The sequence below is a fragment of the Nocardia sp. NPDC001965 genome, from assembly GCF_053594175.1.
On the sequence record NZ_JBSFDZ010000018.1, the window covers coordinates 25835 to 37672 of the forward strand.

Consider the following 11838-nt stretch of genomic DNA (forward strand, 5'->3'; position numbering starts at 1 on the left):
GCAACCCGGAATGGCATCCCACACCCGCCGATGATCTTCAGCGGGTGCCGGTCAGCGATATTTTCTGAAACAAGTTCCGCTAATGGTGGACCAGTGGCACCAACCGCTTCAGCTGCTCCACATCAGGCACCGACACCAACAGCATGGTGACCCCGGCGGCCTCCCAGACGCCGATCTGCTCGCGAACCTGCGCCTCGTTGCCGATGATCGCTGTCTCGAGGACCAGTTCGTCCGGTACGGCGGCCGCGGCTTCGGCCTTCTTGCCGGCCTGGAAGAGGGTGCCGATCTCGTCGACTTCCTTCTCGTAACCCATCCGGCGGTACACCTGGGCGTGGAAATTGAGCTCGGGCGCACCCATGCCGCCGATGTAGAGCGAGGTGATCCAGCGCATCCGCTCGATCTCGGCCGCCGGGTCGTCGGTGATGATCACCTGAGCGGTGGCGGCGATCTCGAAGTCCGCCCGCGAACGCCGGGCACCCGGCCGCGCGAAGCCCTCGTCCAGCCATTCGTTGTACACATTCGCCATGCGAGGCGTGTAGTAGATGGCCAGCCAGCCGTCGGCGATCTCGGCGGTGAGGGCCACATTCTTCGGCCCTTCCGCGCCCAGCCAGATCGGCAGATCCGCACGCAGCGGGTGGGTTATCGGTTTGAGCGGTTTACCCAGACCGGTCGCGCCCGCACCGTTGTAGGGCAGCGGATAACTCGGCCCGTCGTTGGTCACCGGCCCCTGCCTGGCCAGCACCTTGCGCACGATATCGACGTATTCGCGGGTGCGCTGCAACGGTTTGGCAAACGGCTGCCCGTACCAGCCCTCCACCACCTGCGGACCCGATACACCGAGGCCGAGGATGGCCCGGCCGCCGCTGAGGTGATCGAGGGTGAGTGCGTGCATCGCCGTCGCGGTGGGGGTGCGGGCGGACAACTGCACCACCGAGGTACCCAGGCGCACCCGCTCGGTCGCCGACCCCCACCAGGCCAGCGGCGTGAAGGCGTCCGACCCCCAGGACTCGGCGGCGAACACCGCGTCGAACCCGGCTTCCTCGGCTGCCACGACCACTTCGGCGGCATGTTCCGGCGGCCCGGCGCTCCAGTATCCGAGCTGCAATCCGAACTTCACATCCGACCCCTTTCCGGCCTACTGCTTGCCAGCAGAATAAGAACCTGTTCTACTCGATATCGTGACTCAGGGGAATACTGCACCCACGGTAATTACGCAGGAACGCCCGCCGGGACTGAAACCGAGCGATGTGCTCAGTGCGCCCCTGCGGATGGAGTTCGACTACACGCGCTCCGTGGGACCCACCATCGGCAAGTTCCTTACCGGCCTGCGCGAGCGACGCGTCTTCGGTAACCGAGGTTCGGACGGCCGGGTACTCGTACCACCGGCCGAATTCGACCCGGTGACCGCCGAACCGCTCGCGGAGTTCGTCGAGGTCGCCTCCGTCGGGACGGTGAAATCGTGGACCTGGGTCCGCGACCCACTGCCCGGCCAACCCTTCGATCGGCCGTTCGCCTATGCGCTGATCCAGCTCGACGGCGCCGATACGGCGCTGCTGCACGCGGTCGACGTCGATAGCCCGGAACAGATCAGCACCGGTATGCGAGTGACCGCCCGCTGGGCCGCCGAACTCACCGGCACCATCCACGACATCGCCTGCTTCGAGCCCGGTGAGGCGCCGACGGCCGAACCGTTGCCGGCCTCGGACGCCGAACCGGTCACCGGGATCGTCACGCCGATCGGGATGGACTACAAACACACCGCCTCCCCCGAGGAGAGCACCTTCCTGCGCGGCCTGAAAGAGGGCAAGCTCATCGGCGCCCGGGCCGACGCCGACAGCAAGGTGTACTTCCCGCCGCGTGGCGTCGACCCCATGACCGGACGGTCCACCGCGGAAACGGTCGAACTGGCCGAAACCGCCACAGTCACCACTTTCTGCATCGTGAACGTGCCGTTCCTCGGGCAGCGGATCAAACCGCCCTATGTGGCGGCGTATGTGCTGCTCGACGGCGCGGATATCCCGTTCCTGCACCTGGTACTCGGTTGCGACGCGAGCGAGGTGCGGATGGGTATGCGGGTCAAGGTGGTCTGGAAACCCCGCGAGGAGTGGGACTTCACGATGGCCAATATCGACCATTTCGAGCCGACCGGCGAGCCGGATGCCGACTACGACACCTACAAGCATCACCTGTGAGAGGGCTCCCCGCGTGACCATCACCGAGCGTTCCATCGACAACGCCACCGAGATCGCCGTCGTCGGCTTCGCGCACGCACCGCATGTCTCGGAGACCTACGGCACCACCAACGGCGTGGAGATGCTGGTGCCCTGCTTCCAGCAGCTCTACGACCAGCTCGGCATCACCAAATCCGATATCGGCTTCTGGTGCTCCGGATCGTCGGACTACCTCGCCGGCCGGTCCTTCTCGTTCATCTCCGCGATCGACTCGATCGGCGCGGTGCCGCCGATCAACGAATCCCATGTGGAGATGGACGCCGCCTGGGCTCTGTACGAGGCGTGGGTGAAACTGCGTTCCGGCCAGGCCGAAACCGCCCTGGTGTACGGCTTCGGTAAATCGTCGGCGAGCACCCTGCGCCAGGTCTTGAGCACCCAGCTCGACCCGTACCTGGTCACTCCGCTGTGGCCGGATTCGCTGGCCGTCGCCGGTCTGCAGGCCCGCGCCGGTCTCGACGCCGGCCGCTGGACCGAACGCGATATGGCGGCGGTCTCGGCCGCGCACACCCTCGACGGCACGCCTGTCGACGAGCTGCTCGCGGGCGACTACGTCGCCGATCCGCTGCGGGCCCACGACTGCGCACCGATCACCGACGGTGCGGCCGCCATCGTGCTGGCCGTGGGCGACCGCGCCCGCGAGCTGACCGAACGACCCGCCTGGATCACCGGAATGTCGCATCGCATCGATTCCAGCGTGCTGGGCGCCCGCGATCTCACCGTCTCCCCCTCGGCGGCGGCCGCGGGTCAGGCGGTCACCAATGGCGACACCAGCGGTATCGATATCGCCGAACTGCACGCGCCGTTCAGCCACCAGCAGCTCATCCTGACCGAGGCCCTCGGACTGAAACCGGAGACCAGGGTCAACCCGTCCGGCGGCGCGCTGGCCGCCAACCCGATGTTCGCCACCGGGCTCGAGCGCATCGGCTATGCCGCGCTGCCCATCATGGCGGGCGACGCCGGCCGCACCCTGGCGCATGCCACCAGCGGCCCGGCGCTGCAGCAGAACCTTGTGACCGTCCTGGATTCGGAGGCCCGCCGATGAGTTTCCCCGCCGCGGTGCTGGGCACCGGACAGACCCATCACGTCGCCAAACGCGCCGATGTCACCATGGCCGGGATGTGCCGGGAGGCCATCGACCGGGCGCTGGCCGATGCCGAACTGACCATGGCCGATATCGACGCCATCGTCATCGGCAAGGCGCCGGACATGTTCGAGGGCATGATGATGCCCGAGCTGTATATGGCCGATGCGCTCGGCGCCCCCGGTAAGCCGCTGCTGCGCGTACACACGGCCGGGTCGGTCGGCGGGTCCACCGCCAATGTGGCCGCGAATATGGTGCAGGGTGGCGTACACGAGCGGGTGCTCGCGATCGCCTGGGAGAAGCAGTCGGAATCGAACGCCATGTGGGCGCTGTCGATTCCGGTGCCGTTCACCATGCCGGTCGGCGCGGGCGCGGGCGGCTACTTCGCGCCGCATGTCCGCTCCTACATCCGGCGTGCCAACGCGCCGCTGCATGTGGGCGCGATGGTCGCGGCCAAGGATCGCCGCAACGGCGCGAAGAACCCGTACGCGCACCTCCAGCAGGGCGATAAGACCATGGAAGAGGTCCTGGCCTCCCAGGTCCTGTGGGACCCCATCCGCTTCGACGAGACCTGCCCCTCCTCCGACGGCGCCTGCGCCGTGGTCATCGGTGGCGAGCAGTCGGCGACCGCGATGGAGGCCTCCGGCAAAAAGGTCGGCTGGATCCACGCCACCGCGATGCGTACCGAACCGCTGGCCTACGCCGGCCGCGACCAGGTGAATCCGCAGGCCGGCCAGGAAGCGGCCAAGGCACTGTGGGCGCAGGCCGGGATCACCGACCCACTGGCGGAGATCGACGCCGCCGAGATCTACGTACCGTTCTCGTGGTTCGAACCGATGTGGCTGGAGAACCTCGGTTTCGCCGCCCCCGGCGACGGCTGGAAACTCACCGACAAGGGTGAGACCGAGATCGGCGGCACGCTACCGGTGAACCCGTCGGGCGGCGTGCTCTCGTCCAACCCGATCGGCGCCTCGGGCATGATCCGGTTCGCCGAGGCGGCCAAACAGGTCATGGGCCGGGCCGGTGAGTACCAGGTGGAGAACGCGCGCAAGGCCGTGGGGCACGCGTACGGTGGTGGCTCGCAGTACTTCTCGATGTGGGTCGTCGGATCGGAACGCCGATGACTCTGCAATTCAGTCTCGGGATCGCGCTGAGCCCGCTGGAGCAGCTGCCCGAACTCGCCCGGACCGCCGAGGAGGTGGGGTTCACCTCCATCGCCCTGCCGGACTCGCTGTTCTATATGAAGTCCCAGGCGGCGAAGTATCCGTACACCCCCGACGGCAGCCGCTTCTGGGGTCCGGAGACCCCATGGGTGGATCCGCTGATCGCCGCGACCGCCATGGCCGCGGTGACCACTCGGTTGCGCTTCTACACCAACGTCCTCAAACTCGGTTCGCGTAATCCGCTGCTGCTCGCCCGCCAGGTCGGGTCGGTGGCGAACCTGTCGAACAACCGGTTCGGCTTCGGTGTGGGGATCGGCTGGGCGCCGGAAGAATTCGAATGGTGCGGTGTGCCCTACGCGCGCCGCGGCGCCCGGGTCGACGAGATGATCGAGGTCATCAAACTGGTGCTGGCCGGCGGGATGGCCGAGTACCACGGCGAATTCTTCGATTTCGACGAACTGCAGATGAGCCCGGCGCCGAGCGAACCGGTCCCGTTCTATGTCGGCGGCCACACCGAGGTCGCGCTGAAGCGCGCGGCCAAGGTCGGTGACGGCTGGACCTCGGCGATGATGAAGTTCGAGGATCTGCAGAGCACCATCGCCCGGCTGGGCGAGCTGCGGGCGGAGTTCGGGCGGGCCGACGAGCCGTTCGAGATCCAGGCGGTCTGTATCGACAAGTTCGGTCGCGACGGCTACCAGGAGCAGTACGACGCCGGTGTCACCGACGCGATCGTGATCCCCTGGCTGGCCGCGGGTATCGGTTTCGACGGTGATATCGAGGCGAAGAAGGACGCGCTGCGCACATTCGCCGAAGAGCACATCCAGAACCCGATCAACTGACACTCCGCGGGTGCCGCTGCGTTGTCGCGGCACCCGCGGAGCTGTCGAGAGGAACCCCTATGAGCAGTGAGGAACATCCCGCCCGAGCGGCCGGGCTGGCCTCCCAGGCCGCGGTCCGCGCCCGCGACAAGGATGCCTGGCTCGCCCTGTTCGCACCGGACGGCATCGTGGAAGATCCGATCGGTCCGTCCGGTTTCGATCCCGAAGGCAGAGGACACCGTGGCCCGGCGGCCATCGGGGCGTTCTGGGACAAGGCGATCGCCGCCACCGACTCCATCGATTTCCTTTTCGGTGATTCGTTCGCCTGCGGTGCCGAAGTCGCGTTCACCGGCACCATCCGCAGCGTTGTCGGCGGCCACCGGATCGACGCGGAAGGCGTGTTCACCTACAAGGTCGACGAGGCGGGCAAGATCCTCGCCCTGCGCGCCTTCTGGGAAGTCGACCGGGCCATGGCGACGGCCGCACCGGCCACCTGAGCGGCGGCCGGCCGGTTTCCCTCCCGGTGCGGCCGCTTCGAACCCCATATGGTCTGCCCGGCACGCCCCGTGGTGTGCCAGGTAGACCATATGCGCACACGATCGTGACAGGTCACGCTGTCGCGGCCGTAGCCACGAGTCATCCGCACAGGTTCGCGACGCAGGTCAGCTGGAGCCCCGGTGCACACCCACGAGGCGCCCGGATACGAGCGGCGCGGGCGGCGGCCGAATCCGGAGCCTCCAGCGGATGAGCCGGTCCGGCACGGCTCGAAATTCCCGCCCGCGGCCGCGTGGGCGAGGATCAGTACGCCCGCCAGTCGCTCGATACCGGCGGCCGGTCGAACGCCGAGACATGATCGCCGACCCAATCCGCATAGGCACGCGGGTCACGACCGAGAACTGCCGCGACATCGTCGGTCAGCACAGCATTGCCGCCCGCGCGCGCGAAGGCCTGACCCGCCAGCGCACCGTCCACGAATTCGGGAGTGGCTCCCGCGGCGAGCATATGGTCGCGGGCGGCGGCCTCGGCGATATCGACCACTTCGACGGGACGCCCGAGCGCGGCCGCCAAGGCGGCGGCCTGGTCGTGAGTGGTGAGCAGTTCGGGGCCGGTGAGCGTATAGACGCGACCGGAATGCGCGGAAGACGACAATGCCTCCGCCGCGACCGCGGAGACATCACGCGGGTCGACCACACCCTGCGCACCCGAGCCGGTCAGGTTCGAGACGGGTAGACCGCTGTGGAGAGCCGGTGCCCAGCTGAGCGTGTTCGACGCGAAGGAGCTGGGACGCAATATGGTCCAGTCGACACCGGCCGCACGAACCGCCTCCTCTCCGGGCAGATGCCAGGTACCGACCCGGCCGAGAGCCAGGTCGCCGGTGCCGATCGCCGACAGTTTCACGATCCGGCGGGCGCCGGCGTCGCGCGCGGCTCGGACGAGTGCGCGGTCGGCTTCGGTGTACTCCGGGCCGAGTACACCGACGATGAAGACCGCTACCGCCCCGGCCAGCGCGCGTTGCATTCCGGGGAGATCGGAGTAGTCCCCGCGTACGACTTCCACCCCGGCGGGGAACCGGGCCGTGTCCGGTCTCCGGGTTATTGCGCGAACGTGCTCGCCACGCGCCGACAGGAGGCGGACGATCTCGCCGCCGATGGTGCCCGTGGCACCGGTGATGATGATCATGGGCACAACCGTGCCGTTCTGCGGACCGGACCGATAGGAAATTTCGGCACGGCGCAATCGTCCTCATCTGCATACAGTCGAAGGGTGACCATTGCGCAGGGCCAGGCGCCCGTGACAACCGACCTCACCGAGAGCGCGACGCCCGCACCGAAATCCCTGCGCCCCTGGTTCACCGAGCTCGGGCACATTCTTACGGTGCGCGATACATCCGTCCCGTTCGCCCATATCCCCCAGGCTGCCACCATGATCGTCCTGCGTACCGAGGACTGCGGCCCACGTGATGCCCTCGTACTCGGGCCGAGAACGCGGGCGTCCTATGCCGAAGCGGACAAACCCATGGGCTGTCTCCGGTTGCGGCTCGCTCCGGGCGCCGTCGGATCACTGCTGGGGGTATCCGCCGGTGAGCTGACCGACCGGATCGTACGCCTTGCCGACCTGCCCGGTCCGGCGGCACAATTCGCCGGCGAACTCGTCGAATTGCGGCGCAACGAGCTCTTCCCCTATCTGGAACAGCGGCTACCGCAACGGATCCGGGAGAGCCCGGCCCAAATATCGCATCGGGAACTGCTCCGAACCGCCGTCGAATCCGTATCGGGCCGTGCCGTGCCGGCCACTGTCCCGGAGCTGGCCGGCACCCTGGCGGTGAGCGAACGCCAACTCCGCAATCTCTTCAGTTCCGGTATCGGCGTATCTCCCAAGCACTACACCCGGATAGACCGGATCCGGCGTGTGCTGACCCGTCTCGGAACATTACCGTGGTCGCATCTGGCAGTCGGCGCCGGCTATTACGACCAATCCCATCTGACCGCCGAGTTCCGTTCTTTGATGGGTGTCGCCCCCGGGTCTTTCCTCGGTGGCACCCGGCTGCCGATTGAACCCTGCCGCCCCGCGATGTACGGCCGAACCATCAGATCGCCGGGTCGATGAGTATCTTGCCGCCGGCTCGCCCCTCGGCCGCCCGGCCCAGGGCTGGTGCGGTGTCCTCCAGTGCGCGACCGCGCCGTTATGCGGGGTCACGCGGCCGATGGAGAGCAGTTCGGCGAGTTCGGTCTCGTTGCGCGCGAACTCGTCCGGGTCGATGTCACGGAACTGGAATCTTACGATCTGTACCCCTTTGACCAGCACCAGGTTCAACGGAACCGCGGGACGGTTCCGGAGGCGTAGCCGATGGTGACGAACCGGCCGCCTCGGCGAACGACGGCGCTGACCGGCGGATACGCCATATCCGTGGTTTTTCGGCGGTTACCACCAGGGCCCCCGGTTGTCAGGCGATATAACGATCTCTTCCCGTCGACGCCGGGAGCCTATTCCACAGCGCGACAGGCGGGGTGACGTGCGTCGCGCACCGCCACCCCGCCTGTCACTCAGCCACAGACCCCCGTTGTGCGGGGTCGAACTGTCGGCGTGATGCCACCGTCAACTGGAGGTTTTGCCGGTGACCGGGCAGGTCTTGTAGTCGACCTGGAACTCCTTGATCCCGTTCAGCCATCCCGACCGCAGCCGCTTCGGGTCGCCCAGCTTGCTGATATCGGGCATATGGTCGGCGATCGCGTTGAAGATCAGATCGATCTCCAGTTTGGCCAGGTTGGCGCCGATGCAGTAGTGCGCGCCGGTACCACCGAAGGCCACGTGCTGGTTGTCCTCGCGCGTGATGTCGAACTTCATCGGGTTTTCGAAGACGTCCTCGTCGAAGTTCGCTGCCCGGTAGACCATCAGCACCCGCTGGCCCTTCTTGATCTGGACGCCGTTCAGTTCGGTGTCCGCGAGCGCGGTGCGCTGGAAGGTGGTGATGGGGCTGGCCCAGCGGATGATCTCGTCGGCCGTGGTCTTGGGGCGTTCCTTCTTGTAGAGCTCCCACTGATCCGGGTTCTCCAGGAAGGCGATCATGCCGTGGGTGATGGCGTTGCGGGTGGTCTCGTTACCCGCGACGGCCAGCAGCATCACGAAGAAGCCGAATTCCTCGGATTTGAGCGATTCACCGTCGATATCGGCCTCGACCAGGGTGGTGACGATATCGTCGGCCGGACAGGCCTTACGGGCTTCGGCCATCGCGTAGGCGTATCCGAGCAGTTCGGTGGACGCCTGCACCGGATCCACATCGATTTCCGGATCGTCGTAACCGGTCATCTCGTTGGACCAGGTGAACACCTTCATCCGGTCTTCCTGCGGGACGCCGATCAGTTCGGCGATCGCCTGCAGGGGCAGTTCGCAGGCGATCTGAGTGACGAAATCGCCGGACCCGGCCTCGGCAGCGGCCTTGACGATGGCCTCGGTGCGCTTGGACAGCTCTTCGCGCAGCGAATTGATCGCCCGGGGGGTGAACCCGCGCGAGATGATCTTGCGCATCCGGGTGTGCTCGGGCGGATCCATGTTCAGCAGGATGAAACGCTGCAGTTCGATCTGCTCACGCTCGATATCATCGTTGAAGCGCGGCAGCGCCGTGTTCTCGAAGGTCGAGAACACATCGCTGCGCCGCGACACCTCCTTGATATCGGCGTGCTTGGTGACGACCCAGAAGCCGTCGTCGTGGAATCCGCCGACCTCCGGCGATTTCTCCTGCCACCAGATCGGCGCGGTACGCCGGAGTTCGGCGAACTCCTCGACCGGAATCCGCTGCACGTACATGTCGGGGTCCGTGACGTCGAACCCGTCCGGCAGGTTCGGCCGGGCCATGCGCGTATCCACCACCAGATGTCTCCTTCGACAAACTGAAACACGTTCTACAATCATTGAAGCACAGGCCGGAGAACGGGGAAAGAAACCGGACCGAACAAGCCTCGTGCCGTGTGCGGAACACGTTACAGTTTTATGTCCGAAACGAAAGGTTCAAGATGGGCACACCCGTTATCGTCGAGGCAGCTCGCACCCCCATCGGCAAACGCAACGGCTGGCTGTCCGGGCTGCATGCCGCCGAGATCCTCGGCCTCGCCCAGCGCGGCCTGCTGGATCGCGCCCACCTCGACCCCGCCAAGGTCGAACAGATCATCGGCGGCTGTGTCACCCAGGCGGGCGCGCAGTCCAACAACATCACCCGCACGGCCTGGCTGGCCGCCGGCCTGCCGTGGCAGGTGGGCGCCACGACCATCGATGCCCAGTGCGGTTCGGCCCAGCAGGCCAACCATCTCGTCGCCGGCCTGATCGCCGCCGATGCCATCGATATCGGCGTGGCGTGCGGTGTCGAGGCGATGAGCCAGGTCCCGCTGGGCGCCAATGTCGGAGACCAGGCCGGTCCGCGCCGGCCCGCCTCCTGGGATATCGATATGCCCAACCAGTTCGAGGCGGCCGAGCGGATCGCCAAGCGGCGCGGCATCACTCGCGAGGATGTGGACGCGCTCGGCGTCCGGTCCCAGCGACTGGCCGCGCAGGCCTGGGCCGAGGGCCGGTTCGATCGCGAAGTCCTCACGCTCACCGCGCCGGTGGTCGACAAAGAAGGAAACCCGACCGGAGAGAAGCAGGAGGTCAGCCGCGACCAGGGCCTGCGAGAGACCTCGGCGGAGAGCCTCGCCAAACTGAAGCCGGTACTCGAGGGCGGAATCCATACCGCCGGAACGTCTTCGCAGATCTCCGACGGCGCCGCGGCCGTACTGCTGATGGACGAAAAGGCCGCTCAGCGTGAGGGTCTGCGGCCGCGGGCCCGGGTCGTCACCCAGGCCCTGGTCGGCTCCGAGCCCGAGTTTCACCTCGACGGCCCGGTCCAGGCGTGCAGCCGGCTGCTGGCACGGTCCGGGATGAGCATCGGCGATATCGATCTGTTCGAGATCAACGAGGCGTTCGCTTCCGTAGCATTGTCCTGGGCGCAGGTCCACAAGCCCGATTTCGATCGGGTGAATGTGAACGGCGGGGCAATCGCCCTGGGCCATCCGGTGGGCTCCACCGGGTCCCGTTTGATCACCACGGCGCTGCACGAACTCGAGCGTTCCGATCAGAACATCGCAATGGTTCTCATGTGCGCCGGTGGCGCACTCGCGACAGGAACGATCATCGAACGGCTGTAGTAGCTCGGCCGAATTCCCTATTGCTACAGCACATCGGGGCCCGTACAGGTACCAACCACACCTGTGCGGGCCCCGTGTCGTTCGCAAATTCGACCCGGTAGGTTGAACGTTCATCTCAACTTTGGGCAGACGTGTCGTACGCCACACAATGGATACAGCACGACTTCGGAAGGGATACCAGCTACCCAGAGGCTACTCACCGCCCATCCGGGAAGACCCCCGCGACGGGCGGCTACCTGGCCGTATCAGAGGTCCACAAGTCCGGTGCGGGCAACCCGCAAACGCGGTACCACGGTCCACTTCTCCTGATACGTGCCTGGAAGCTTCAAGGAAATCCTGATTCAGGCGTAGGTTTTCAGTTACTGAGCCGCTAATATCAATGATAGGTATCCGAGATAACGACTGTTAGTACAGTGAAGGGAATTGGGCGGCTCACAATGGCTGATTTCGCGGCGCGGCTGAACAAGCTGTTCGAAACCGTGCATCCCCCAGGGCGAAAGCCGCATACCAATGCAGAGGTAGCGGCAGCACTGACGGCATCCGGTCATCCGATCTCCAAACCGTATCTGTCACAGTTACGGTCGGGCCAGCGCACTAATCCTTCCGATGAGACGGTCGCGGCGCTGGCGAAGTTCTTCAAGGTGAAGCCGGACTACTTCTTCAACGACATCTACGCCGCGAAGATCGACCACGATCTGGAACTCCTATCGCAGCTACAGGGTTACGGTCTGCGCCGGCTGTCCAGCCGGGCGTTCGACCTGTCGGAGGAGTCGCAGAATCTGCTCACCTCCATGGCGGAGAAACTGCGAGCAAGCGAGGGCTTGCCCGAAATTCCTCCGGACGGCACCGAATAGCAGTCACTGTGAGCGC

The 11838-nt window shown here is 66.2% G+C and carries 11 protein-coding genes and 1 pseudogene; 8 read left to right on the top strand and 4 right to left on the bottom strand.

Annotated elements, in window-relative coordinates; genetic code table 11:
* Nucleotides 1-79: 79 nt before the first annotated feature.
* A complete protein-coding gene (locus tag ACWCPQ_RS23170; protein ID WP_449902199.1) occupies nt 80-1117 on the bottom strand; it encodes an LLM class F420-dependent oxidoreductase in 1038 nt (345 codons plus the stop codon).
* 61 nt (nt 1118-1178) lie between these two features.
* Here ACWCPQ_RS23170 and ACWCPQ_RS23175 point away from each other — a divergent pair, with 61 nt between their 5' ends.
* Genes ACWCPQ_RS23175 through ACWCPQ_RS23195 form a run of 5 tightly spaced genes read left to right on the top strand, consistent with a single transcriptional unit; the run spans nt 1179 to nt 5790 of the window.
* Nucleotides 1179-2192: a Zn-ribbon domain-containing OB-fold protein gene (locus ACWCPQ_RS23175; RefSeq protein ID WP_449902202.1), complete on the top strand. Its 1014-nt coding sequence runs from the start codon at nt 1179-1181 to the stop codon at nt 2190-2192.
* A gap of 13 nt (nt 2193-2205) precedes the next feature.
* A complete protein-coding gene (locus ACWCPQ_RS23180; protein ID WP_449902204.1) occupies nt 2206-3273 on the top strand; it encodes a thiolase domain-containing protein in 1068 nt (355 codons plus the stop codon).
* Nucleotides 3270-4436 carry a thiolase domain-containing protein gene (locus tag ACWCPQ_RS23185; RefSeq protein WP_449902207.1) on the top strand — a complete coding sequence of 389 codons (1167 nt, stop codon included), beginning with the start codon at nt 3270-3272 and terminating at the stop codon, nt 4434-4436. Before ACWCPQ_RS23180 ends, ACWCPQ_RS23185 begins: the two co-directional genes overlap by 4 nt.
* 2 nt (nt 4437-4438) lie before the next feature.
* Nucleotides 4439-5314, top strand: coding sequence for a TIGR03619 family F420-dependent LLM class oxidoreductase (locus ACWCPQ_RS23190; protein ID WP_449902429.1), 876 nt, complete (start codon nt 4439-4441; stop codon nt 5312-5314).
* A gap of 59 nt (nt 5315-5373) precedes the next feature.
* Nucleotides 5374-5790: a nuclear transport factor 2 family protein gene (locus ACWCPQ_RS23195; protein WP_449902209.1), complete on the top strand. Its 417-nt coding sequence runs from the start codon at nt 5374-5376 to the stop codon at nt 5788-5790.
* A 301-nt stretch (nt 5791-6091) separates the two neighbouring features.
* Here ACWCPQ_RS23195 and ACWCPQ_RS23200 read toward each other — a convergent pair whose 3' ends face one another.
* Nucleotides 6092-6973 carry an NAD(P)H-binding protein gene (locus ACWCPQ_RS23200; protein WP_449902212.1) on the bottom strand — a complete coding sequence of 294 codons (882 nt, stop codon included), beginning with the start codon at nt 6971-6973 and terminating at the stop codon, nt 6092-6094.
* A gap of 84 nt (nt 6974-7057) precedes the next feature.
* On the opposite strand from ACWCPQ_RS23200, the gene ACWCPQ_RS23205 reads away from it, so the two are divergent.
* Nucleotides 7058-7900, top strand: a complete 843-nt coding sequence (locus ACWCPQ_RS23205; protein ID WP_449902214.1) for a helix-turn-helix domain-containing protein — start codon at nt 7058-7060, stop codon at nt 7898-7900.
* Here ACWCPQ_RS23205 and ACWCPQ_RS23210 read toward each other — a convergent pair.
* Together ACWCPQ_RS23210 and ACWCPQ_RS23215 are read right to left on the bottom strand one after the other, a co-directional pair.
* Nucleotides 7881-8169, bottom strand: a pseudogene (locus ACWCPQ_RS23210) (zinc-binding dehydrogenase); the annotation flags it as partial. The gene ACWCPQ_RS23205 and the pseudogene ACWCPQ_RS23210 sit on opposite strands and share 20 nt — an antisense overlap.
* A gap of 220 nt (nt 8170-8389) precedes the next feature.
* Nucleotides 8390-9646 carry a cytochrome P450 gene (locus ACWCPQ_RS23215; protein WP_449902431.1) on the bottom strand — a complete coding sequence of 419 codons (1257 nt, stop codon included), beginning with the start codon at nt 9644-9646 and terminating at the stop codon, nt 8390-8392.
* 158 nt (nt 9647-9804) lie between these two features.
* Here ACWCPQ_RS23215 and ACWCPQ_RS23220 point away from each other — a divergent pair, with 158 nt between their 5' ends.
* Both ACWCPQ_RS23220 and ACWCPQ_RS23225 read left to right on the top strand, forming a co-directional pair.
* Entirely contained in the window at nt 9805-10968 is a 1164-nt protein-coding gene (locus ACWCPQ_RS23220) for a steroid 3-ketoacyl-CoA thiolase (RefSeq protein ID WP_449902216.1), read from the top strand.
* 437 nt (nt 10969-11405) lie between these two features.
* Nucleotides 11406-11822, top strand: coding sequence for a helix-turn-helix domain-containing protein (locus tag ACWCPQ_RS23225; RefSeq protein ID WP_011207048.1), 417 nt, complete (start codon nt 11406-11408; stop codon nt 11820-11822).
* Nucleotides 11823-11838: the final 16 nt, after the last annotated feature.

Coding starts and splice junctions, on each gene's coding strand:
- ACWCPQ_RS23185 (WP_449902207.1), top strand. CDS start 3,270: ATGAGTTTCCCCGCCGCGGTGCTGGGCACCGGACAGACCCATCACGTC.
- ACWCPQ_RS23195 (WP_449902209.1), top strand. CDS start 5,374: ATGAGCAGTGAGGAACATCCCGCCCGAGCGGCCGGGCTGGCCTCCCAG.
- ACWCPQ_RS23200 (WP_449902212.1), bottom strand. CDS start 6,973: ATGATCATCATCACCGGTGCCACGGGCACCATCGGCGGCGAGATCGTC.
- ACWCPQ_RS23215 (WP_449902431.1), bottom strand. CDS start 9,646: ATGGCCCGGCCGAACCTGCCGGACGGGTTCGACGTCACGGACCCCGAC.
- ACWCPQ_RS23220 (WP_449902216.1), top strand. CDS start 9,805: ATGGGCACACCCGTTATCGTCGAGGCAGCTCGCACCCCCATCGGCAAA.
- ACWCPQ_RS23225 (WP_011207048.1), top strand. CDS start 11,406: ATGGCTGATTTCGCGGCGCGGCTGAACAAGCTGTTCGAAACCGTGCAT.